The sequence below is a fragment of the Cloacibacillus sp. An23 genome (genome assembly GCF_002159945.1).
Taxonomy (GTDB): domain Bacteria; phylum Synergistota; class Synergistia; order Synergistales; family Synergistaceae; genus Caccocola.
The window spans coordinates 112,514-136,081 of sequence record NZ_NFJQ01000012.1 but is presented as its reverse complement, the minus strand read 5'-3'; the positions used below and the strand labels follow the sequence as shown (position 1 = coordinate 136,081).

Genomic DNA, 23,568 nt, shown 5'->3' with positions numbered 1-23,568 from the left:
ACCGTCACGAGAGCGCGCGCCACTATCGACGCCATCTCATAACGAGTCGCCGGCTGGGCACCCTTGAATGCGATTTGCAGCTTTTTGTTAATCTTTTTGATATGTTTATATACTTTAGGCATTCTAATTCATTAACATATAGTATTTTCTATATGCTTTATGCTGACTATATCGTCCTGTTTTTCGCACATTGTTACACAGGCGTTATACGGAAATATTTTTGGGAGTTTCGCGGCTTTGCGTTTGCCGGAGGACGCGGCCGCCGGCTCAGCCCGTCTCGCGTTGAATGGTGAAACGCCGGAGAAGTATTTGTGAACGTTTTTATGCTGCGAGGTAAATATGACGTCCGTTTAGCGTTAAAAAATATGCTGACAATTATTTGAATCAAGGATATAATACTTGTAATAGATTCAGTATATTTTACGATTTAACGCGGATAGAGAAGCACGTATTGGGATAGAGCCTATTTTTTATCCCACTAAAAGTGAATCAAGCTTTATACGGGCATCATAGGGGGGGTAAAACTATACGCAGGGGTAAAACGGCGTCATACGCACAGTAAAGGAGGAATATCCGTGAGTGACACAGAAATGAAAACTGCCGGACAAATTCAGGAAGCCGACGAAGAGACTAAGCTGAATCTCGAAGAGCTTATGCGCAAGTACGACACAGAGTCCCGTTTCAGGATTCTGGCGGGCTGGCAGGCGAAGCTCGTCGCCATCATCGCGGTGGCGATGTCCTGTTTCCACTTCTACACCTCGGGGTTCGGCCTGCTGCTTGCGCAGAAGCAGGGGGCGGTTCATTTGGCTTTTACGCTGGCTTTGGTTTTTCTGCTCTATCCGGCCTCTTCTAAGCAGTCGAAGACGAGCGGCATACCTTTTTATGATTTTATCCTGGGGGCCATAGGCGTCGCGAGCGCGATGTATCTCGTCGTGTTTTTCAACGATCTCGTGACTAGGGCCGGGCTTCCGACTCAGACGGACTTGGTTATGGGCTTCCTGCTTATCGCCACGCTGCTGGAGGCCACGCGGCGCATTTCCAATCCTGTCCTTCCATGTCTTGCGATTATCGCGCTGCTGTACTGCTATTTCGGGCGTTCGATGCCGGATGTGCTCGGGCATCGCGGTTTTAATGTGGCGCGTATCGTAAACCATATGTATCTCGGTACGGAGGGTATTTTCGGAACGCCTCTCGAGGTGTCGTCCACGTTTGTGTTTATGTTTATACTGTTCGGGGCCGTCCTTGAGAAGACGGGGCTCGGAAAGTTCATCATCGACCTTTCGCTCGCGCTCGCCGGGTGGTCGACTGGCGGCCCCGCGAAGGTCGCGGTAGTCAGCTCCGGCCTGATGGGGACGGTTTCCGGCTCTTCCGTCGCGAATGTCTGTACTACCGGTATGTTCACGATACCTCTTATGAAAAGCGTCGGCTACGAGCCGTATTTCGCCGGCGCGGTCGAGGCCGTCGCATCTACTGGCGGTCAGATTATGCCTCCGGTCATGGGGGCTGCGGCGTTTATAATGGCGCAGATTATGGGCGTGCCGTATATCCAGGTCGCTATCGCGGCGGTCGTCCCGGCTCTGCTTTATTATTTCGCGGTTATGGTGCAGGTTCATTTCGAGGCCTGCCGCCTCGGACTGAAGGGGATTCCGTGGAAGCAGCTTCCGCCGCTCATGCCTTTGCTGAAGGCTAAAGGCTTCCTGCTCATTCCGCTTATCGCGATAATATATTTCCTGCTTGCGGGGTATACGCCGCTTAAGGCTGCTTTCAACGGCATCGTCGTCAGTTTCATCCTTTCGTGGCTGAATAAGGAGACACGTCTGACGCCTGCGAGAATCTACGACGCTTTTCAAAGCGGCGCGCGCAGCGCCATCGGCGTCGCATGCGCATGCGCCACGGTCGGCATCGTCGTGGGCATGGGGACGCTGACGGGGCTCGCTCTTAAGATTGCGGGGGCTATCGTCTCTATGGCGGCCGTGTCGCCGGACGGCGCTCTTGCGGGAGCGGTGACGGCGCTTTTCTCGTTTGCTCCGGGCGCGGGCGTAACGCCGGATGTCGCCGCAGTTTCCCTGACGAAGATTTTTACGCTGTTCTTCACGATGATAGCGAGCCTTATCCTCGGTATGGGGCTTCCGACGACGGCGAACTTTATCGTCACCAGCACTATGGCGGCCCCCGCGCTCTTCCTGCTGGGCGTCCCGCCGATGGCGGCCTATATGTTCGTCTTCTATTTCGGAATAGCGGCGGACCTCACGCCGCCGGTCGCGCTTGCTGCTTACGCGGGAGCGGGCATTGCCGGCTCTGACCCGATGAAGACCGGCGTCACGTCGTTCAAGCTGGCGCTCGCGGGCTTCCTCGTCCCGTATATCTACGTCTATAACCCGATGCTGCTTTTCATCGACGTGGAGCCGTTCTATATGGTCCAGGCGATATGCACGGCGCTCATAGGCGTCTTCCTGCTCGCGATGTTCACGATAGGGTTCTTCAAGGCGCATCTGGTATGGTATCTGCGTATCCTTGCTTTCTTCGGCGCGATAGGGCTTTTGATTCCGGGCACGATCTCCGACCTGTTCGGACTCGTCGTGCTGGGCGTCATCTACGCGGTACAGACGGCGAAGGCGCGCCGGCTCGCCGCGAAGGCGCAGTAGGACATAGGACAAACGGCGATAAGCGGGCCTAGCTGCCCGCATTGCAAAAAATTACAAGGGAGGAAACAGAAATGAAGAAGGGTATCATCGTAACGTTTATGGCATTGCTGGCGGCCCTCGCGGTCACCACAGTCGCCGCGGCGGCTCCTACCTACATGTCGATCGCCACCGGCGGCACGTCCGGGACTTACTACGTAGTCGGCGGCGCGATAGCGGCGGCGGTCACGAAGGGCGGAAAGATACAGTGCACCGCCGAGACCGGAAACGCCTCTGTCGCGAATATGAACCTCGTCGCTACGGAGGGCATAGAGATAGCGTTCGTACAGAACGACATCACTTATTGGGCCTATAACGGAGAGCTGATGTTCCAGGGCAAGCCTGTCAAGAACATCCGCGCGGTCGCCTCGCTCTATCCCGAGCATATTCAGGCGGTCGTGACGAAGGATTCCGGCATAAAGACGATAGCCGACCTTAAGGGCAAGCGCGTCGGAGTCGGCGCTCCGGGCTCCGGCGTCGAGGGCGACGTACAGGCTATATTCAAAGTCGCGGGACTGACCTACGACGACCTGTCGAAGGCCGACTTCCTGGACTTCGCCGCGACTACGAGCCGTTTTAAGGACAACCAGATCGACGCAGGATTCGTCGTCGCCGGATATCCGACGGCCTCTATAATGGACCTCACGACGACGAAGGACGTCAGTCTCCTCAGCTTCGACGACGAGATGCTCGCGAAGCTCCAGAAGGAATATCCCTTCTTCGTGCCGAGCTCCGTACCTGCGAACACCTACAGCGGCATAACGCAGGAGACGAAGACCCCCGCCGTCATGGCCATCCTCGTCACGAACGACTCCGTCCCGGAAGAAATGATTTATGAGTTCCTGACCGCTATGTACGGCAACCTGGGCGACATCGCCGCCGTCCACGCGAAGGGCAAGGAAATCACCCTTGAAGGCGCTCTCGACGGACTTACCTGCCCGCTGCATCCCGGCGCGGAGAAGTTCTTCAAGGAAAAGGGTATACTCAAGTAAGGGAATCAGAGTTATCGGAGAGGGCCGCCGCGAGACGGCCCTTTTTGATTTATTTTCGTCCCTGTTCTAATGTCTGAAATTTTTCTTAACGCTGTATCCGGCGCCGCGTTCGCGGCGTTTCTGATATGTTTCGCAGTATTGCGTGCGCGTGCGCCGCAGCGCCGCTCTGACGACGGTGCGCGTAATCGGGCGGAAGCGCGGCGATGTGAGCGCGTTTTGAGGCGGAGCGGGCTTTTGTCGCCGGCTTTGTGCGCCGCGGCGTTTTATTTCGTGCCCGTCGGATCGCTTCCGCCGTTTTTTTCTTTTGAGTACGGCGGCTTCGCAGTCGCTGTTCTGATGCTGCTGTCCGCTTTTGTTCGTCCGCGCTCGGAACGAAGGCTTGGGAGCTTTTTTGTGGTTTTTTGCGCAGCGTGGGGGGCTTCGGCGCTTTTTGTATCGAGCGCTGGCGTTCCCGGCGCTCTCGGCTGCCTCGGCACCTATTCCGTCATGCCGCTTTGGTCCGTCTCGGGCGCGTGGGGCAGGGCCGGCATGAGTTTTCTTTTTCTTGCGCTTCTCTGTGCTTTTCCTGAAAACGCCGGGCGTCGTGAGGAAGGCTGCGCTTCGATCCGATTTGATGACGGCGGGCTTCGTCCTTTGCTTTACGCGGCTCTTACCGTCGCTTTGCTGCTTCCGTGGAACCCTTCGGTGGTTGTGGGGGCAGGCGGCGTTTGGGGATTTTTCTGCGATTTCGTTTTTTTCTGGGTCAAGGCCGCCGCCGTATGCGCCGCCGCCGGATTCGCGCCGCGCTTCGCCGCGATGCTGACGCGAGGGCGCTCGGATATAGCGGCGGCCGCTTTCGCGCTATGCGGCGTCGTCTGTGTCGCCGCAGAGGCGCGTCCGTTTTAGCGTTTTTCGAGAAGTTCAAGGCCGCGGTACGGCGCGAGCGCCGGCGGCTTTTTTACGGACGTTACCGTCAGGCGTTCGCCGGGCGATATTTTGTAAAGCCGCGCGCGTCCGTATGGCGGAAGTTCTATCCAGTTGCGCCCGAAACGTTCGTCGCCGACGCGCAGGTAGAAGCGCCGCCACGGCGTCCTGCCGCCCTGGAAGACGAGCCACTCTTCCGTGTTGATATATTTCCCGTGCTTCGGCGCGATGCTCGGCATACCGGCGTTTGAGGATTTGACCCGCTCGCGCCAGCCCCATACCGCGCAGCAGGCGACCGCGTACTCGTCCTCGACCGGCGTGAGTTCTACGGAGTGCGTGTATCCTGTGGCGAACCTGTAGCCGTTAGGGACGGGAAGCTCGAACAGCGCGCTGCCGTCCCTGCGCAGCAGCGCCAGTGAATCGGCGCGCCATCCGGCGACCGACGCGGCGGCGAAAACAAGCGCCGCGGCCAGAAGCCGCATTGTGCCTAAAGCCGGGGGAAACTTCATCAAACTCGCCTCCTTTCGCTTAACCTTAGCATCCGCAGGTAAATTTTACAATTCGTGAAATTCAAATAGCGCGCTCTTTGGGGTATACTAGGCGAATGGATGAGGAGTGAAGCAATGCCGGACGATATTCGCGCCGTTTTGACGGAGATCATAGACAGCTACGGTATAAAGATACTTGAGGACCCGGACCGTCTCGCGCAGTTTCTCGAGGATCGTTCCTCGCTGCGCCCGGAGGATACCTTTCACCTGACCTTCGCGCTGCGCTTTCTGCTGAAGTGCGGCTGGCGGCCGTCGCGCCGAGAGTATGCCAAGCACGGCGCAGACTACCGCCCGGCGCTGGTCTCGCAGCTCGGCTTTACGGAGGAGCAGGCGGACGACGTCATGCGGCTCGTCGGCTGGCTGATGGAGATGGAGTACGGCGGCTCGGACGTGGAAGAGCACGATAAGGCCGTCGTCGCCGTGCCGGGCAATCTTAAGAAGATATCTGGCGGCGTCGCGAACAGGCCGCGTACTATGCGCATCCGCACCAAGTCGCTGTATAACGGGATAATTCTTATCGCTTCGCTGCTTGTGCTCGTCGCGCTTTTCTTCCAGATAGGCAATCAGAGGACGCCGTCGGGCGACGAGCTGCGTATAGCGTTCTTCGCGCCGATGTCCGGGCCTGCGGCCCGGCTTTCGCACGTGCAGCTCAAGGCCGCTCAGCTCGCCGTCGAGCGCGTAAACGTGCGCGGGCTTTCGCGCGGCGAATACAAGCTCAAAGTCATAGGCTTCGACCTGCCTTCAGATCCGAAAGCGGCGGAGAAGGCCGTCGCCGAGGCGATGAGCGACAGGAGCATACTAGTCATGGTGCTCGGACGCGCCGATGCGGTGAAGACGCTCGCACCGCTCGCCGACCGGCTCGAGGCTCCTCTCGTCGTGGCGGCCCCTGAGCCGCTCGACGGAGCGTTGCTTGACGAATCGTCGATGCCATATCTTTATTCCTTCTCGCTGGTCAGCGACGCCGCGTCGCGCGGCAAAGCCTTGGCCTACTTCGCGACTCAGGCGCTTCATAAAAACAAAATAGCCTTCTATTACAACCCGGACGACGAAGCGTCGGCCTCGATCTACAAATCCGCGCGCAAGTGGGCCGCCGGCTTCGGCGCGGAGGTGGCGGCGGAGCTCACCTACAGGCGCGGTGGCGGGCACTACGCCGCAATGCGCGCCTTCGCGGAGAGCGGCGCGGACCTGCTGATACTTCCCGGAGGCGGCGCGGCGGCGGCTGAGATAATGCCGCAGCGCGCGGCTGCCGGCTTCGGCGCGCTCGTCCTGGGAGACGGATATACGGAGAAGCTGCCGGAGCAGGCGGGGCTGTCGCTGCGCGGAAGCTGGTGGGTGAACGAGGTCACGGCGCTCGACCCGCAGATAAGCTCTGTCATGCGCGAGTACCGCAGCCTCTACAACGAGGAGTGCCAGCCTGGCGACGTCGCGGCGGCGATTCTTTCCTACGACGCCGTGATGTGGATAGCGTCGGCCTTCCAGAGCACGCCTGGCTTCCGAGGCGAGGCGATACGGCATACGCTCCTAGCGACGCGCAATCTCCCGCTCACGCACGCGACTCTGACGATAGACCCGAGGACGCACATGCCGCTCAACAAATCCTCGGCTCTGATATACTGCGCCGACGGCAAGGGGATATTCCAGCGCCGTTTCACGATGCGCCGCAACTGACGCGCGCCGGAACGGCGGCTCAGCGCGATATACAAGAGTAAAATAATATGGCATAATTGTCCCATCAACAGCGATAGGTGGTCTGATAATCATGCCTTCATTCAACTGCGGACGACTCGAAGACTATATAGATTCGGTGTGGCGGGGCAGGGAAAACGACAAATGCCTCTGGTGGCAGGGCGAATGGTGGAGCTGGGGACGCTTCGCCGCCCTCGCCGGCGGCTGCGCGGAGAAGCTGCGCGCCGCGGGCTTCACGGAGGGGCAGCGCCTCGCGATGCTGCTGCCCAACTCGCCGCTCTCCCTCGCGCTGATGCTTGCCTGCTGGCGTCTGGGCGGGGCGATAGCTCCGCTCAACGCGCGCACCGGAGCGGTTAACCTTTCCGACACTATCAAAATGCTCGACGTGCATTCTCTCATTCTGACGGAAGAGGGCGAGAGAAAGGCGCGCGAGGCCGGGTTTGCGGCGGAAATACCGCTCGTGCCCGCGCCGCTTGAAGGGCCGCTTCCCGAATGGAAGGGGAGCGCCGGGACGCCGGAGCCGAAGGAGCTGGCGGTTATATTCTCAACGTCAGGTACCTCTGGACTGCCGAAGGCCGTCGGCTGTACGCACGCGAACCTAATCGGCGACCTCGAGCCGATATCGGAGCATGTTCCGGGTCTCGTCTCCAAGGACGGCGTCATGCTCAACGTCCTGCCGAACTTCCACGCCTTCGGCTTCACCGTCGCAGGGCTCCTGCCGTTATGCTACGGGATGGCGCAGGCCGTCGTGCCGAGCTTCGTCCCGGTCGAAAACACCATAACGGCGATTAAGGAATCCGGCGTGAACCGCGTCATCGCCGTGCCGACCGTCATGGCCTTCCTCATCGGCGCGCTGGCGAAGCGCGGCGAACGGTTACGCGTGGAATACATAATCTGCGGCGGCGACAGGCTCAACGTCCAGATGGAGGGACGGTGCCGCGAATACCTAGGCGTCGGGATACTCGAAGGCTACGGCCTCACCGAATGCAGCCCAGTCGTCGCGGTCAACCCGTCGGAGGAAAAGAAAAAGCTCGGAACGGTAGGCCCGGCCTTCGCCAACTACGAGATAGAGATACGCGACCGCGAGGGAAACAAAATCGGCCTCCATGACGAGGGCGTGCTCTACCTCAGGGGGCCCGCGGTCGTAAGCGGATATTTCCGCGACGAGGAGAACACGCGCGAGCGCTTCACGCCCGACGGCTGGTTCAACACCGGCGACGTGGTGCACGTAGACGAAGACGGCTATATAACGATAGTCGACCGCGCCACCGACATCATAATAGTCAGCGGCTTCAACGTCTATCCTCAGGAGGTCGAGGCGGCGCTCTGCAAGCATCCCGCAGTCCACGCCGCAGTCGCGGTCGGCGAAAAGAACAACGTTGCCGGAGAACTTGTCAAAGCGTTCGTCATACTCAACGACGGCGCGCAGGCCACGGCGAAAGAACTCATGGAATACTGCCGCGACCATCTTGCGCACTACAAAGTCCCGCGCAAGATAGGCTTCGTCAAAGAGTTTCCGATCTCGCCGACCGGCAAAATACTGCGCCGTGAGCTGCGGAAGACGAAGATAGAGAAAGAAGGCTGACGGCGGCGGAGCCGCGGACGCTTTGCGCCGCGAGATGCCTGCGGCGTTATGAGAACGGCTTCGGCTGCGGCGTCGGAGCCGTTCCGCATTTGACGGGGCGTGCGGCTTGCGCTGTTGCCTACGCCCGCCGAGCGTTGTATGATAAGCCATTGAAATAACGCCGTGGCGGTGCGGGGGAGTTCTATGGATAAGACGGAGTTTTTCTACTGGTGTATATGGTGGGGCTGGTGGATAATCCAGTTCGTGCTCTACACGCTGCTCGGAGCTCTCATGTGCGACGGCTTCTACCAGATAATCGTAAGCCTGCGCGGCTTCTGGAACCAGAAAAAAATGCCGCCGGCGAAACGCTACCGCCGCTTCGCCGTGCTCGTCCCGGCGCACAACGAGGAGGCCGTCCTCTCGCCCTTGCTCGACAGCCTCGCCGGACAGAACTATCCGAAAAACTGCTACAAGGTCTACGTCTCGTGCGACAACTGCACGGACGGCACGGCGGCGCTCGCCCGCTCGAAAGGGGCCGTCGCTCTCGAACGCTTCGACGACGAGCACAACGGCAAGACTTGGAACGTGCGCTGGGCGCTGACGCAGATACCGCTCGACGACTACGACGCGCTGACGATGTTCGACGCGGACAACCTCGCGGAACGGAACTTCCTGATGGCTATGAACAACTATATGGAGCTGCATCCCGACGCCGAGGCTATACAGGGCGTCCTCGACGTGAAGAACCCGGACGACAACTGGCTGACGCGCTCATACGCGATGGCCTACTGGTTCACTAACCGATTCTGGCAGCTCGCGCGCGGCCTCTGGGGCCTCTCCTGCACGCTCGGCGGCACTGGGCTCGTCATACGCATGGCGACGCTCGAACGGATAGGGTGGAATTTGCAGAGCCTTACCGAAGACCTCGAAATGTCCACGCGGCTGATACTTTCCGGCAGCCGCGTCCATTGGAACGACGCGGCCGTGATCTACGACGAAAAGCCGCAGGACATGCGCGTCTCAGTGCGCCAGCGCACGCGCTGGATGCAGGGACACTACTGGGTATTCTGGCACTACGGACGTCCTGCGCTCAAAAGCTTCTTCACGACCGGCCGCCTCCAGTATCTCGACCTTTTCCTATATCTGCTCGCGCCGGCGAAGGCCTGCCTCGGAATCGTCATCATGATCGCCGGCATGGCCTTCACGCTCGTCAACAACATGGTGCTCTATCCTTCGGCGGACGTGCCGCACACGGCAGTGGACTGGGTGCTCTTCTTCGGGCTGCCCGTCGTCTCGATAATAGCCTTCTGCCTGCTCTGCGCGATAGCCGGGCCGTCGTTCCACGAGCGGAAATTCACGCTGCGCTACGTGAAGTACACTCTATCGTACTTCTGGTTCGGCCTCACGTGGATACCCATCCTCTTCCGCGCGGCCTTCCTCGCGAAGGATCAGGGCAAGTGGGTCAAGACGGAGCACACGCGCGGCATTTCCCTTGACGAAGTAAAAAAGTAACAACGAGGTGAACAGGCATAAAATCGCAGTTTTCGCTATTCCTTACGCGCCGCTTCCTGCCGCTCTTTCTCACGCAGTTCCTCGGCGCGTTCAACGACAACCTTTTCAAGAGCGCGCTCGTCACTCTCATAACCTACGACCTCGCGGCGAGATACGGCGTAAACGCGCCGATACTGATAACGGTTGTGGCGGGGCTCTTCATCCTGCCCTTCTTCCTCTTTTCGTCGCTCGCCGGGCAGATTTCTGACAAGTACGAAAAATCGCGGCTCATCCGTATAATCAAGCTCGCCGAGATAATTTTGATGGTCCTGACCGCGGCGGCCTTCCACTACGTTCAGATGTGGTGGCTCATCGCGCTGCTCTTCCTCATGGGGACGCAGTCCACCTTCTTCGGCCCGCTCAAATACAGCGTGCTGCCGCAGCTCCTGCGCGAAGACGAGCTCGTCGCCGGCAACGGCCTCGTCAACGCGGGGACGAACGTCGCGATACTGACGGGAACGCTCTGCGGCGGCCTGCTCATAATGTCGCCGCTCGGCCGCTGGTACATCGCGGCGGGGGTCGTCGGAGTCGCGGCGGCGGGGTATCTCGCGAGCCGCTTCATTCCGGTGCTGCCGGCTTCGTCGCCAGGGCTCCGCATAGACCGCAACCTCTTCCGCTCGACGTGGCGGCTCATCACATATCCTGTGCCGAACCGTCCCGTCTTCATGTCGATAATCGGGATAAGCTGGTTCTGGTTCCTCGGGTCCGTGTTCCTCGCGCAGTTCCCCTCCTACGCCAAAGACATAGTCGGCGGCGACGAACAGGTCTCGACGCTGTTCCTCGTAGTCTTCACCGTCGGCATAGGCTCGGGCGCCACCTTCTGCAACAGACTGCTCGGCGGGCGCGTCAGCGGCAGGTACGTCCCCGCGAGCCTCGTTGCGATAAGCGTATTCATCGTGATGCTCTACATCGTGAGCCCCTCCGGCGCATCCGGCGGCGCGCTCGCCGGCGTGCGCGAATTTCTTGCCGCGGGACGCTCGTGGCTCGTGATTCTCTCGATGTTCCTGATAGCCGCCAGCGGAGGCCTCTACAGCATACCGATGTACGCGCTGATGCAGCACCTTACGCCCGAGACGCACATGGCGCGCACGATAGCCTCGCTCAACATAATAGACTCGCTCTTCATGGTCTGCGCCGCGGCTCTGATGTCCGCGATGATAGCGGCCGGCATGTCGATAAACGGCGTATTTCTCTCTATGGCCTTCATCAACCTGTTAATGCTCCCGCTTACGCTGAAGCTCGCTAAGACGAAGGCGGACAAAAAATCACAGGAGGCGGCATAATGGACGAACAGGCGGCGAAGCTCGAAATAATACGGACGGCGCGCGAGATGCTCGCAAAAGGGCTCGTGCAGGGCACGGGCGGTAACTTCAGCGTCCGCTGCGCGCGCGGAATGATAATAACGCCCAGCGGCATGGGCTACGGCGCCCTGACGCCGGACGACCTGCCGGTGCTCTCGCTTGACGGGCGGCCGCTCGAAGGCGGGCGCAAGCCGTCGGTGGAGCGCGAGCTGCACGCGGAGATATACCGCCGCCGCCCCGACGTGAAGGCGGTCATTCACACGCACTCAGTCTACGCGACAGCCGCTGCCGCGCTGCGCGAGCCGCTGCCGGTGCTGACCGACAACCAGGCCGTGCTCTTCGGCGGCGAGATACCGTGCGCCGAATACGCGCCCATCGGCACGCGGAAACTGGCCGAACACGCGGCGCTGGCGCTCGGCTCCGGCTCGGGCGTCCTGCTCGCGAACCACGGCGCGCTATGCGCCGGCTCGTCGCTGGCCGAGGCCGCGGCGAAATGCGAAATGCTCGAGATATTCGCGCAAATCTACTTCCTGACCGCACTGCGCGGCGGCGGCGTGAAGCTTAAGCCGGAAGAGATACAAATCGAGGCGGAAGATATGTCGCGCCGCTACGGTCAGAGATAGGGACGCGCGAAGAACTTGCGACGAAGCGAAAGCCCCGCGCGGACACGGGGCTTTTTTCATGCCGGAAGCCGCGCCTCTCAGATGACTGTTACGCACGTATATGCCGCGCGCCGCCGTAACGGCCTGGAGCACCCCCATACCGAAGCCGGCGCTTCTCTTGACGCATTCGTGTGAAATTTTGGGGAAATCGGGGAAAAAGCATAAAAAATGGCGGAGAGGATGGGATTTGAACCCATGGAGGAGTTTGACCCCCTCACTCACTTTCCAGGCGAGCTCCTTCGACCGCTCAGACACCTCTCCGCACTGGACGCGAAGCATTATAGCCTATTGCGCGCCCGATGTCAAAGCACGGAGGCGGTTCGCTCCGTTTTCCTCAGCGCGGCGTCCGCCGCCCCGCGCCGGAAAAGCGCCGCGCGCCCGACGCGAAATGATTTTTACGCTTTTCTGCGCTTTGCGGCGAAGAACTCGAACAGCAGAGCCGCGCACTCGCCGGCCAGTACTCCGCCTGTCACGCGGCAGCGGTGGTACATACGCGGGTCGCGCGTAATTTCGTAGAGCGAGACGCATCCGCCGGCCTTCGGGTCCTTCGCGCCGAAGACCACGCGCCCCATGCGGCACTGCACGAGCGCTCCCGCGCACATGACGCACGGCTCGAGCGTAACGTATATGGCGCAGCCGTCGAAGCGCCACGAATTCAAATTTTTCGCCGCCGCCCGTACGGCCTCGATCTCTGCGTGCGCGAGCGGGGAATTTCGCGCGGCCCGAGCGTTGCGCCCTCGGCCGATTATCTCTCCGCCGTGCACTACGACCGCTCCCACCGGAATTTCACCTTCGCGCATCGCCGCCTCCGCCTCGGCAAGCGCCTCCCTCATGTAAAAACCGTCGTCCATATTTATATAGCGGCTCCTTTCCAAATATGCTATACTTCAAGGAGTGCGTACGCGCGTCTGTAGCTCAGCTGGATAGAGTGCCGCCCTCCGGAGGCGAAGGTCTGGGGTTCGAATCCCCACAGACGCGCCACTTATCACACTCCCCATATTATTATATGCGAAAGCTTGCGGCGCTTTCGCGGGTTCTGAGTCTCACCCATTTTGAAGAAAGGAGAGCGAGGCGTTGGTTCAAATGCAGCATTTTGCCCGGGGCTTCGTAAGAGCGGAAAATGTTGAAAAAACTTGGGCTTGACAACACCATCCTCATGGCCAAGCTGGAGGAGTCGCTGAAGTCTACTCTGCCGGTTGTGGCCATTGTTTTTGCGATTTGCTTCGCGTTCATCCCTGTGCCGGTCGGCGCGCTTCTCGCGTTCGTTTTCGGCTCCATCCTGCTTATAGTCGGCATGGGCTTTTTCACCATCGGCGTCGATATGGCGATGACTCCGATCGGAGGCTACATCGGCTCTGCGGTCACCAAAAGCCGCAGCCTATGGTTCATTCTCTTTATCAGCTTTCTCGTCGGAACGTTCATAACCGTATCCGAGCCGGACCTTCAGGTTTTGGCGGGACAGGTGCCGAGCATCCCTTACGCGGTGATAATCGGCGCGGTCGCGCTCGGCGTCGGCGTTTTCCTCAGCGTCGCGATGCTCAGGATATTCCTCGGCGTTCCGCTGCGGAAGATGTTCGTGTTCTTCTACGTACTTATAATCCTGCTGGCGTTCTTCATGCCTCCCGACTATATCGGCGTGGCATTCGACTCCGGCGGGGTGACGACGGGGCCGATGACCGTCCCGTTCATAATCGCGCTCGGCGTCGGCGTCGCATCCTCCAGAAGCGACAGCGACGCGCAGAACGACAGCTTCGGCCTCGTCGCCATAGGATCTATCGGGCCGATACTCGCCGTCATGCTGCTAGGCATGGTCTACCCGGGCGGCGGAAGCAGCTACACGCCGGTCGTCGTGCCGGAGATAGCCGATTCGCTGGAACTCTGGAAGCTCTTTGCGCACGAGTTCCCGCGTTTCTTCCACGAGGTGGCTCTCGCCCTGACGCCGATAATAATCTTCTTCGCGGTATTCCAGGTGTTTAAGCTTCACCTCAAAGGGGCGGAGCTTTTGCAGATAGTGATAGGGATACTCTATACCTATATCGGCCTCGTAACATTCCTCACGGGGGTCAACGCCGGATTCCTTCCGGTAGGCAATTATATAGGCCAGCTCATCGGCGCTCTCGAATACAACTGGATCATCGTGCCGATCGGAATGGTCATCGGCTACTTTATAGTGCAGGCCGAACCAGCCGTCCACGTGCTCGGCAAGCAGGTGCTCGAAGTGACGGCCGGCGCGATTCCAGGCAAGGCGCTGCGCGTAAGCCTTTCTATAGGCATCGCGGTCTCTGTCGGCCTCGCGATGCTTCGCATACTGACCGGGCTGCCGCTGCTCTGGCTCATCGTGCCGGGGTACGCCATAGCGCTTATACTTACTTTCTTCGTCCCGACGATATTCACTGCGATCGCATTCGACTCAGGCGGCGTCGCCTCCGGCGCTATGACGGCGACATTCCTTATGCCTCTCGCGATGGGGCTGTGCACCGCGGTCGGAGGCAACGTCACGCAGGACGCTTTCGGCGTGGTCGCGATGGTCGCCATGACGCCGCTTATAACGATACAGCTTCTCGGCCTGCTTTATGTGCGCGGAATGTCCGCCGTTAAGAAAAAGGAGAATAAGATATGACGAACGCCGCAGATTTACGCGAACACGACGCCCGCGGCCTCAATTTCGTCCTGTCCGTCGTCCAGCGCGAGCGCAGCGACGATTACGCGGAGTTCTGCCGCCGCCGCGGGGCGAACCTGGTCTACAGCTATTTATGTGAAGGAACGGCGCAGAAAAAGATGCTCAGCCTCTGGGGGCTTGAGAAGAAAGCGCGCCAAGTGATATGCTGCCTGTGCGGTTCGGATACGGCGAACGGCATCATGGACGGCCTCGTCTCCGAGATGCGCATAGACGCGCCGAACGAGGGAGTCGCCGTCATGCTCCCGGTCGAGTCGATAGCCGGGGCGTCGAACGCCGAATATGTGCCGGGAGCCGGATTGAACGAAGATTTCAGAAAGAGGGTGGATGATATGAGGTATTCGTTGGTGGTGACGATTGCGGAGAAGGGCTGCGTCGACATGGTCATGGACGCGGCGAGAGAGGCCGGGGCGCGCGGCGGTACCGTCATTCACGCCAAGGGCACCGCGGGCCGCATGGCGAAATTCTTCGGCCTTACTATAGCCGAAGAAAAAGAGATGATCTATATCGTAGTCAGCAAGGATTCTGAGGAATCCATCGTGCGCGCGATAATAGACAAGGCGGGGCCGGAGACCGACGCCAAGGCTATAGCATTCGCGCTTCCGGTCGAGCGCATCGCGGGGTTCTCAAAACTGTAGAACTTTCGCCGATACAGATAAGCAGAGCGGCCGGGCTCGCGTCCGGCCGCTTTTTCATATTTCAGCATCGCAATGAAAATATGTAAGTTTTGTTCTTGACATTTCATTCTATGTTTGCTATTCTTGCTCACGCTTGAAATGCGATGACGCAGAGTAGTAGCCGGGAAAGTGCTTTCAGAGAAATGCCGGTAGGTGCGAGGCATCAAGACGGCGGAACCGGGGAACTCGCTGTAGCAGCAGCCGCGCCGAAGGAAGCGAGTAGGCGCGGACGGGCGCTCCCGTCACAGGGCGGAGGCATGATAGTGCCTCGCTGAGCGCGTCCCGTATCGTGGGACGAAGAAGAGTGGTACCGCGGAAGGCTTGATCCTTTCGTCTCTTCTGTGTTAAGGCAGAGGGGACGAAAGGATTTTTTTATTCCCCGATGCCGGGACGAACATCAACGGCAGGAGGAAACATAATGAAAAACGTAAGTCCCAAAGCGTCATTCTTCGCCGCCTTCTCTGTGGGGGCGGTACTGTTCTCGGCCCACGCGGGCGGCGGCTTCGCCACAGGCAACCAGGCTAACACCTACTACGTATACCTCGGATGGGCCGGGGTGCTGTCGGCAGTGCTTGCGATGCTGCTGCTAACGCTCACCATGCGGCAGGCTATGGTGATGTATAACTCGCGCGGCCTCACTAACCACAAGCAGCTTTTCGAGGCTCTTTATCATCCGTTCGACAAGCTTGTGTGGCTTTTCGAGATATTCTTCTATATCATGGTGCTGATGGCTGTCGCGGCGGCCATATCCGGCGCGGCTTCCGCGCTCGCCGTTTACTTCGGCCTGAACTATTACATAGGCGTCGTCTCGGTTGGCGCGCTCGTTCTGCTGCTTACGATTTTCGGCGCGGGCGTCGTGCGCGCGGCCTCGACCTACATGGGGCTCGCGATACTGGTTACGGCCGTTACGATATACGCGGTCGGCATATATAAGAGCGACAGCTCCGTGATGTCTGTCATGCTCGCCGATTTCGGCAGCAACGGCTTCAGCAACGTCCCGGAGGCCGTGTTCAACGCATTCGTCTATGCTGGCTTTCAATGCGTGACGCTGCCGACGATGGTAGCCTGCGGCACGATAATGAAGACGCGCGAGGACTGCGCTAAGTCGATGTGGATATCCTTCGCGCTGAACACGGCGGCGCTGGTCCTTTCTGTGTTCATGCTGCTCTCATGGCACAGCGTCTACAGCGGGATAGAAAACGGGAGCGTCATCCCGACGCTGACGATATGCGGCGTGATGAACATAAGCGTCCTTACTGTGGTCTACGGCGTATGCCTGCTGCTCTGCCTCATATCGACCGCCGTCACGACGATTTTCGGCTTCGTCGCGCGATTTGAGAGCCATCCGGTCTTCAGCGGGATCAAGTCTGCCCCGGTGCGCGGAGCTATAGTCTCAGCCTTCATCATCGTGCTCTCGATGAGCATATCCATGATGGGACTGACGAACATCATCAAATACGGCTACGGCTACTGCGGCTACCTCGGGATCATCGCAGTCGTGGTACCGTTCCTGACTGTCGGAGTTTATAAGAACCGCCGCTGGTACATGGAGCACAGCGCTGAAGCGGCGACGGCGGCAGCGAAGATAACAGGCGAGCCTGTGCGCGCGGCGAAGTAACGCGGCGCGCAAACCGCTGAAATTTAAAATAAAACGGATCAGTACGAAAGGAGCAGAATTTTATAATGCAGAGGACGATGTTTCCGGGATACACCGTAGGCACGGATGCCTACGACGACATAGCGGGAGTATGCGAACAGTACGGAAAGAAAGTCGTGATAATAGGAGGCGAGAAGGCTCTCGCCGCGGCGAAGGATAAAATACTCAAGGCGATAGAGGGCTCCAAGCTTGAGGTTGCCGGCGTACACTGGTACGGCGGCGAGGCTTCGCTCGAGAACGTCGAGATGCTGCGCCCGAAGGCGGCCGGCGCGGACATGATCTTCGCCGTCGGCGGCGGAAAGGCCATCGACGCCTGCAAGGTGCTTGCGCACGACACGAAGAAGCCGTTCTTCACCTTCCCGACGATAGCCTCGACCTGCGCCGCCTGCACTAGCCTAGGCATCGTCTATCATCCCGACGGGAGTCTGCGCGAATATTCGTTCTCGAAGATCCCGCCGAACCACATCTTCATCGACACAGAGATAATAGCCAACGCCCCTGTCAGATACCTCTGGGCCGGAATGGGCGACACGATGGCGAAGCACTACGAGTGCACCATTTCCTCGCGCAACGACACGCCGTGCCACTCCGACGCGATGGGCATAGCGCTCAGCACCATGTGCGCCGCGCCGATAATACGCTGGGGACGCCAGGCGATGACCGACTGCGAGGAACACCGCGTCAGCGACGAGCTCACCGAAGTCGTGCTCGCGATAATCGTATCGACCGGCTTCGTCTCCAACTTCGTGCAGGTAGACTATACGACCGGCATGGCTCACGCGCTCTACAACGGATTCACGATACTTCCCGCGATAGAGGCCAACCATCATCTGCACGGAGAGATAGTCTCCTACGGCATACTCGTCATGCTCACCGTGGACAAGCAGTACGAAGAACGCGACCGCGTGCTCGCCTTCAACAAATCCATAGGGCTGCCGACGCGCCTCGCCGACATCGACGTGACCGTCGAAGATCTGCCCGCCGCGACAGAAAAGGCGCTCCAGGGAATCGACGTGCGCGTCTATCCATACGAAGTGACGCAGCAGATGCTCATAGACGGCGTTATGGAACTCGAGGCGCTTCAGAAGTAAACCGCGCGCGAATCACGAATAGGATAAAAGAGCTCTGCGGACGCAGTCCTGCCGGAGCTCTTTTTTTTGCAAAGCGCGCGCCCGTCGCCGGCGCGCGCTTTTTCGAAGGTTCTTGCGCGATAGCCCGCGAAGCGCCGCTTTAACGATAGCCCAATGCCGCGCGACGTGATAGGATATATCGTGGAAGGAGTTGTGCTTATGGCCGAATCCGAAAATAAGAGAGCCTCCGCGCGGAGGCGGATGAAGAGAAAACCCGAGCTGACCGTTTGTCCGCTCGGCGGAATGGGAGAAATAGGGAAAAATCTCACGGTATTCCGCTGCGGAGACGATTTCATAATCGTAGACTGCGGGCTGAAGTTTCCCGAGGAGGATATGCTCGGGATAGATTTCGTCATTCCCGACATCGAATATCTGATAGAGAACAAATCCAAGATAAGGGCGATATTCATAACCCACGGGCACGAGGACCACATCGGCGCTCTGCCCTTCGTGCTGCCGAGACTCGACGTGCCGGTCTACTGCTCGCGCCTCGCCGGCGGCCTTATCGAGAACAAGATGGTAGACGCGCATACGGGATACACGCCCGATTACCGCTACGTTTCGCCCGGAGACAGGGTGACCGCGGGGTGCTTCGAGGTGGAGTTCATACAGCTCTGCCACTCTATACCGGACGCGTTCGCGCTCGCGATACACACGCCGCTCGGCGTCGTGGTGCACACCGGCGACTTCAAATTCGATCCGACGCCCTCCGACGGCAACAGGCCGGATTACAGCACGCTGGCGCGTCTCGGCGACGAGGGGGTCCTGCTTCTTATGTCCGACTCGACAAACGTCGAGCGTCCGGGCTCGACGCCCTCCGAGAAAGTCATAGGGCAGACCTTCGAGCGTTTCTTCCGGCTTTACAAGGACAGGCGCATCATAATCGCGACCTTCGCCAGCAACCTTAACAGGACGCAGATGATTTTGGCGACGGCGGCGCGCTTCAACCGCAAGGCCGTGCTGGTCGGGCGCAGTATGACCGCGAACGTGGAGCTTGCGGCGCAGCTCGGCTACCTGGACGTGCCGGACGGCCTGATAGTTTCGGCGCAGGACGCGGAGCATATGCCGGACAACCACGTCGTGATCCTCACGACAGGCAGCCAGGGCGAGCCGTTTTCCGGGCTAGTGCTTATGAGCCGCGGGGCCCACCGGCAGGTGAAGCTCGGCCCCAAGGATCTGGTTATCATCTCCGCGACGCCTATACCGGGCAACGAGAAGCTCGTAAGCCAGACGGTGAACAGGCTCTTCGCCTGCGGCGCGGAGGTCATATACGAGCGCGAGGAGAAGATACACGTCTCCGGCCACGCCTCACGCAACGAGCTTATGCTGATGTTCAGCCTGACGCGGCCGAAGTTCTTCGTACCGTGCCACGGAGAGTACCGTCACCTCGTGCGCCACGCGCAGCTTGCGCGAGAGATGGGCGTCGCGGCGAAGAACGTCTTTATACTCCAAAACGGAGATCAGCTCCGCTTCGCGGACAGCCGCAAGGCTGAGGTCATAGGCCGCGTGCAGGCCGGGCCGGTGCTCATCGACGGCGTCGTCCTCGGCGAGTTCGAGGGCAGCATTCTGCGCGAGCGGCGCGAAATGGCGGAGAACGGCCTCGTCGTCATATCCGTCGTGCTCGACGGCTCGCTGCGTCCCGCCGCTCCGATTCAGATACAGACGCGCGGCAGCGTCTATTCGGCTGACGACGGCAGCACCTTCGGCGAGCTTGAGAACGCGGTGCGGACTGCGGTAGCGCAGTTCGCCCGCACGCCGGGGGCGAAGCGCGAGACTCTGCCGACGGAGATACGCAAGAGGATACGCGAGGTCTTTTCGCGGAGCTCGCGCAATTATCCGACTATAATCCCGCTTATAACGTATATTTAGAGCGGAGAAGGATATATAATTTCTACCGGCCCCGCGCAGTAACCGGCGGCGGCGTACCGTGCGTTTTTCGCGCCGGTGTGAGAATAATTTAGAAGCAAGAGGTAAGATCGAAAAATGAATACGGATACGGTGATTCTCGGCCTCGTCCAGGGCCTTACTGAGTTTCTTCCGGTCAGCAGCTCCGGGCATCTGGCCCTCGCGAAGATATTCCTCGGCATGGAGATGCCGCCGCTCAACTACGACCTTGTGCTGCATGTCTCGACGACGCTCGCCACGGTGATATTTTTTTCACGCGATATATGCGGGCTGTTCGTCGAATGGTGCCGCGGCTTCGCCGGCGGCGAGGCGCGTTCTAAGCCCGGGTGGCGGGTCGGCTGGGCCGTCGTCCTCGGCACCGCTGTGACCGGGGCCATCGGCATGGGGCTCAAGAATATATCGGAAGAGGCGTCGCTCAATTCGATGGCGGTCGGCGCGTTCCTTCTCATAACGGGGGCTTTTCTTCTGTTTTCGTGCAGGATACGCGACCGCGGCGGCAAGGTCGGGCTGAAAAACGGCCTCATCGTCGGAGTCGTCCAGGGAATCGCCGTAATGCCCGGCATATCGCGCTCCGGCTCCACGATCATCGCAGGGCTTTTGTCCGGCCTTTCAAAGGAAGAAGCCTTCCGTTTTTCCTTTCTGCTCTCAATCCCGGCGATAATCGGCGCGACCTGCGTGCAGGCGCTCGAGTTCGGCGGCTGGGACAGCTTTGTATCTACTCTGCCGGAGGGCTGGCTCGCCGGCGCAGCCTGCTCTTTCGTCAGCGGCCTGCTGTCGCTCTGCCTGCTAAAGCGGCTCGTCATCGCGTCGAAGTGGTGGTACTTCGGCGTCTACTGCCTCGCGGTCGGCGGACTTTCGGTGATTCTTACCTTCATGGGGGGATGGTAGCATGGCGCTGGTAAAAAGCGCTTCCTTACGCTGGGGCGTTATTCTGCTCTGCATGATACTAGGAACGTGGCTGGGCCTCTTTCTTCAGCGGTTTTCGGCTACGTCGCTGCTTTTTTCAAATATCGTCGATTTTACCATAGACGTGCGCGAGATAGACCTTCTGATGGTGCGGCTCGGGTTTTTATTCGCGCTCAAGCTTAATCTCGGAACGGTGATCGGCGCGGCGGCGGGGATAGTGATAACGAGATGATAAAAAACATCGTACTTGCGTCGGGCAGCCCCAGGCGGCGCGAGCTTCTTGCCGGGCTCGGATGGAGCTTTCGCGTAGAACCGCCGCGCGTGGTTGAAAAAATAATAGACGGCGAGGAACCCGCCGTTATGGTCAAGCGCCTCGCCTTTGAAAAGGCCTCGGAGGTCGCATCGCGTTTCCCCGGCGAATGGGTAATAGGCGCGGACACGGTCGTTTCGATAGACGGGGCCGTGCTCGGCAAACCCAGGGACGGGGTCTGCGCGGCTGCGATGCTGCGCCGCCTTTCGGGAGCGGTTCATTCCGTGTTTACCGGCGTCGCCCTTATATCTCCTGACGGCGGAAGCATGTCTGATGCGGAAGAGACTAAGGTGACTTTCCGCGAGCTGACGGAGGATGAGATAGCCGCGTACGTGGCGTGCGGCGAAAGTATGGATAAGGCCGGCGCGTACGCGATACAGGGGCGCGGGACTCTGCTCGCACGGCACATCGACGGCTGCTATTTCAACGTTGTGGGGCTTCCGCTCTTCCTGCTCAGCCGCATGTTCGCCGGTATGGGCGTCTCGCTCGCCTCGCAGTGGGGGAATGAACTATGAGAAGCGTAAATAAGCACGTTTTGTTGTATGCGGCGCTCGCCGTCGCCGCGGCTCTCGCCTTTTACGGGCTTTCCTCACGGCTCGACGCCGAGAAGGGCGGCAGGACGGCGGCCTTCGTCGCCGACAGCCGCGAGATAGCCTCGCTCGCCTATCAGAGCGGACGGACGGCGGCGGATGTATGGAGCGCAGTCAACGCCGCCGGAGTTATGGGCGCGGCGGTATCCGAGTTCACGGGCGACGAGATCGCAATGTATTCGCCGCTCGGCCTGCGCTTCGGCACGGCCTCGTCGTTCGGCGAGAAGCCGGACGGCTCCGCGCCGCGGGCCGTGCTTGCGTGGGGCAAGGGCTTCCCGTACGCGGAGCGGCTGCGCGCATATCTTGAGCACAAGCTCCCGAACGTAAGCTTTACGGAAACGGCTGACGGCGGCGTGCGCGTGTTCTTGCCCGGCACCGTCGAGGAGTTTAAGAGTTCCTCTTTCGTGCCTGATTTCGCCGCTCTCGAGTTCTGCCGCGCGAACGGCGTGAACGCGCTCTTCCGCCCCGGACCGTGCACGCCTTCGTCCGGAGCCGATACCGCCGAGGCCATAGACTGGCTGACTTCAGAGTATCCCCAGATTAGAAATATTATTCCGGCAGGCGCGATTCTCGCCGGTTATCCAGACGTGCGTCCGCTCGCCTCCGTCATGCGCGGCAAGGGAATCACACTCTCTCAGGTCGAGTTCGTGCGGCAGATAGGCGTCCCGGCGCTTTCCAGAGCGCTCGGCGGTCTCGTCATCCCGATGCACAGTCTCACTAAAGAGGAGATAATTTCGCGGAACATAAGCCGCCCGACGATAACCGACCGCTATGTCCGCGCCGTGCATGAGCGCTCGATACGGCTCGTCATGGTGCATCCCTACGACTTGCAGATGGGCGGACGGCTCGACGTCTTCCTCGCCGACCTCGGCGGCTACAAGAAGGCTCTGGAAGCGCGCGGCTACGCGCTCGGCTGGCCGGAGCCCCTTCCGTCATGGCCGGCGCCTCTCGCCGGCGCTTTCGCGTGCGGGATATGCATCGTCTTTACTTTGTGGTCATACGCCTCGCGCATGAACGGCAGCGATAAGCTTCCGGTGCCTGCGACGTCGGCTCTGCTGCTTTTCGCCGCGTCGGCGGCGCTCGGCGGCGCGCTCTGGTATTCGTCCGCTGCGGCGCGGCTTCTCGGAGGCGTGTGCGGCGCGCTCGTCGCGACGGAGGCTGCGCTGTGCGCTCTTGAGAGCTCGCGCGAACGTGTCCGCGGCGCCGTGTCGTCGCTGCTCATAGTCGCGGCCGGCGGCCTGTCCGTCGCTTCGTTCTACGGCACCTCAGCCGCTGCGCTTCGTCTGACGCCTTTCTCCGGCGTCAAACTGACGCTTCTGCTGCCGCTCGTCCTCATCTTCGTACACGACATGAAACGGCGCGTTCACCCAGAAGGCTTCGTCGAGGTCATGCGCCGTTCGCCGCTGTGGACGGAGTTGGCGCTGCTCGGCGTCGTCATGCTCGGCGCTCTCGTGATGGCGCTGCGCAGCGGCAACGTCTCTAACGTTCCCGGATGGGAGGTCGCATTCCGCGATTTCATTGAAAATCTGCTCGTCGTGAGGCCGCGCACGAAGGAATTTATGATCGGCTACCCGGCGCTGGTTCTCTACTGGTTCACGGTGCGCAAAGGGCTCATCCCGTACTACCGCGAGGTTCTGCGCCTCGCCGCGGCGCTAGCTTTCTGTTCCGCGGTCAACACCTTCTGCCATTTCCACACGCCTCTCTATCTGAGCGTGATACGCACGCTCAACGGCTGGTGGCTCGGCCTTCTGATCGGCGCGGTCTGCGCTGCGGCGCTGGGCCTTCTGCTGCCGAGGCTGCGCAGGGCGGCTGGCATAAGGCTTTAAGT

At 60.0% G+C, this 23,568-nt stretch carries 19 protein-coding genes, 2 tRNA genes and 1 other annotated feature; of the genes, 18 read left to right on the top strand and 3 right to left on the bottom strand.

Features of this window, described 5'->3' with window-relative positions; translation table 11 throughout:
• The first annotated feature begins 590 nt into the window (after nucleotides 1-590).
• The 3 genes from B5F39_RS12575 to B5F39_RS12565 all read left to right on the top strand — a co-directional run bounded on the left by B5F39_RS12575 (nucleotide 591) and on the right by B5F39_RS12565 (nucleotide 4,558).
• Nucleotides 591-2,645, top strand: coding sequence for a TRAP transporter permease (locus B5F39_RS12575; RefSeq protein ID WP_087368236.1), 2,055 nt, complete (start codon nucleotides 591-593; stop codon nucleotides 2,643-2,645).
• Nucleotides 2,646-2,716: 71 nt separating this feature from the next.
• Entirely contained in the window at nucleotides 2,717-3,673 is a 957-nt protein-coding gene (locus B5F39_RS12570; protein WP_087368234.1) for a TAXI family TRAP transporter solute-binding subunit, read from the top strand.
• Nucleotides 3,674-4,066: 393 nt separating this feature from the next.
• Nucleotides 4,067-4,558 carry a hypothetical protein gene (locus B5F39_RS12565; RefSeq protein ID WP_143330748.1) on the top strand — a complete coding sequence of 164 codons (492 nt, stop codon included), beginning with the start codon at nucleotides 4,067-4,069 and terminating at the stop codon, nucleotides 4,556-4,558.
• Here B5F39_RS12565 and B5F39_RS12560 read toward each other — a convergent pair.
• On the bottom strand, nucleotides 4,555-5,085 hold the full coding sequence (locus tag B5F39_RS12560; RefSeq protein ID WP_087368230.1) for a DUF1850 domain-containing protein: 531 nt from the start codon (nucleotides 5,083-5,085) through the stop codon (nucleotides 4,555-4,557). The genes B5F39_RS12565 and B5F39_RS12560 overlap by 4 nt on opposite strands.
• Nucleotides 5,086-5,199: 114 nt before the next feature.
• Between B5F39_RS12560 and B5F39_RS12555 the strand changes: the two genes are divergently transcribed.
• From B5F39_RS12555 to B5F39_RS12535, 5 genes are all read left to right on the top strand, one after another.
• Nucleotides 5,200-6,792, top strand: a complete 1,593-nt coding sequence (locus B5F39_RS12555) for an ABC transporter substrate-binding protein (protein WP_158096053.1) — start codon at nucleotides 5,200-5,202, stop codon at nucleotides 6,790-6,792.
• A gap of 91 nt (nucleotides 6,793-6,883) precedes the next feature.
• Nucleotides 6,884-8,395: an AMP-binding protein gene (locus B5F39_RS12550; RefSeq protein ID WP_239391269.1), complete on the top strand. Its 1,512-nt coding sequence runs from the start codon at nucleotides 6,884-6,886 to the stop codon at nucleotides 8,393-8,395.
• Between the two features lie 183 nt (nucleotides 8,396-8,578).
• A complete protein-coding gene (locus B5F39_RS12545) occupies nucleotides 8,579-9,886 on the top strand; it encodes a glycosyltransferase family 2 protein (RefSeq protein WP_087368225.1) in 1,308 nt (435 codons plus the stop codon).
• Nucleotides 9,887-9,903: 17 nt separating this feature from the next.
• A complete protein-coding gene (locus B5F39_RS12540; protein ID WP_087368224.1) occupies nucleotides 9,904-11,208 on the top strand; it encodes an MFS transporter in 1,305 nt (434 codons plus the stop codon).
• The gene (locus tag B5F39_RS12535) at nucleotides 11,208-11,849 is read left to right on the top strand and encodes a class II aldolase/adducin family protein (protein ID WP_087368222.1); all 642 of its coding nucleotides are present in this window, start codon (nucleotides 11,208-11,210) and stop codon (nucleotides 11,847-11,849) included. Before B5F39_RS12540 ends, B5F39_RS12535 begins: the two co-directional genes overlap by 1 nt.
• A 208-nt stretch (nucleotides 11,850-12,057) precedes the next feature.
• Here B5F39_RS12535 and B5F39_RS12530 read toward each other — a convergent pair.
• Both B5F39_RS12530 and tadA read right to left on the bottom strand, forming a co-directional pair.
• Nucleotides 12,058-12,149, bottom strand: a tRNA-Ser gene (locus tag B5F39_RS12530).
• 134 nt (nucleotides 12,150-12,283) lie between these two features.
• A complete protein-coding gene (gene tadA / locus B5F39_RS12525; RefSeq protein WP_087368221.1) occupies nucleotides 12,284-12,739 on the bottom strand; it encodes a tRNA adenosine(34) deaminase TadA in 456 nt (151 codons plus the stop codon).
• A 53-nt stretch (nucleotides 12,740-12,792) separates the two neighbouring features.
• Between tadA and B5F39_RS12520 the strand changes: the two genes are divergently transcribed.
• From B5F39_RS12520 to B5F39_RS12475, 10 genes are all read left to right on the top strand, one after another.
• Nucleotides 12,793-12,869 (top strand) — tRNA-Arg (locus tag B5F39_RS12520).
• Nucleotides 12,870-13,008: 139 nt separating this feature from the next.
• Nucleotides 13,009-14,508, top strand: a complete 1,500-nt coding sequence (locus B5F39_RS12515; RefSeq protein ID WP_087368219.1) for a DUF1538 domain-containing protein — start codon at nucleotides 13,009-13,011, stop codon at nucleotides 14,506-14,508.
• The gene (locus tag B5F39_RS12510; protein ID WP_087368216.1) at nucleotides 14,505-15,203 is read left to right on the top strand and encodes a P-II family nitrogen regulator; all 699 of its coding nucleotides are present in this window, start codon (nucleotides 14,505-14,507) and stop codon (nucleotides 15,201-15,203) included. Before B5F39_RS12515 ends, B5F39_RS12510 begins: the two co-directional genes overlap by 4 nt.
• A gap of 134 nt (nucleotides 15,204-15,337) precedes the next feature.
• Nucleotides 15,338-15,583: a binding site (T-box leader), on the top strand.
• A 77-nt stretch (nucleotides 15,584-15,660) separates the two neighbouring features.
• Nucleotides 15,661-16,860 carry a hypothetical protein gene (locus B5F39_RS12505; protein WP_087368213.1) on the top strand — a complete coding sequence of 400 codons (1,200 nt, stop codon included), beginning with the start codon at nucleotides 15,661-15,663 and terminating at the stop codon, nucleotides 16,858-16,860.
• 65 nt (nucleotides 16,861-16,925) lie between these two features.
• Complete coding sequence (locus B5F39_RS12500; RefSeq protein ID WP_087368212.1) at nucleotides 16,926-17,990, top strand: iron-containing alcohol dehydrogenase family protein; 1,065 nt, start codon at nucleotides 16,926-16,928, stop codon at nucleotides 17,988-17,990.
• A gap of 240 nt (nucleotides 17,991-18,230) precedes the next feature.
• Complete coding sequence (locus B5F39_RS12495; protein WP_239391267.1) at nucleotides 18,231-19,898, top strand: ribonuclease J; 1,668 nt, start codon at nucleotides 18,231-18,233, stop codon at nucleotides 19,896-19,898.
• A 114-nt stretch (nucleotides 19,899-20,012) separates the two neighbouring features.
• On the top strand, nucleotides 20,013-20,822 hold the full coding sequence (locus B5F39_RS12490) for an undecaprenyl-diphosphate phosphatase (protein WP_087368207.1): 810 nt from the start codon (nucleotides 20,013-20,015) through the stop codon (nucleotides 20,820-20,822).
• 1 nt (nucleotide 20,823) lies between these two features.
• Complete coding sequence (locus tag B5F39_RS12485; RefSeq protein ID WP_087368206.1) at nucleotides 20,824-21,072, top strand: hypothetical protein; 249 nt, start codon at nucleotides 20,824-20,826, stop codon at nucleotides 21,070-21,072.
• Nucleotides 21,069-21,665 (top strand): Maf family protein, encoded by a 597-nt coding sequence (locus B5F39_RS12480; RefSeq protein WP_087368204.1) that lies wholly within the window; start codon nucleotides 21,069-21,071, stop codon nucleotides 21,663-21,665. Before B5F39_RS12485 ends, B5F39_RS12480 begins: the two co-directional genes overlap by 4 nt.
• On the top strand, nucleotides 21,662-23,566 hold the full coding sequence (locus B5F39_RS12475; RefSeq protein WP_087368202.1) for a DUF5693 family protein: 1,905 nt from the start codon (nucleotides 21,662-21,664) through the stop codon (nucleotides 23,564-23,566). Before B5F39_RS12480 ends, B5F39_RS12475 begins: the two co-directional genes overlap by 4 nt.
• Nucleotides 23,567-23,568 lie beyond the last annotated feature (2 nt).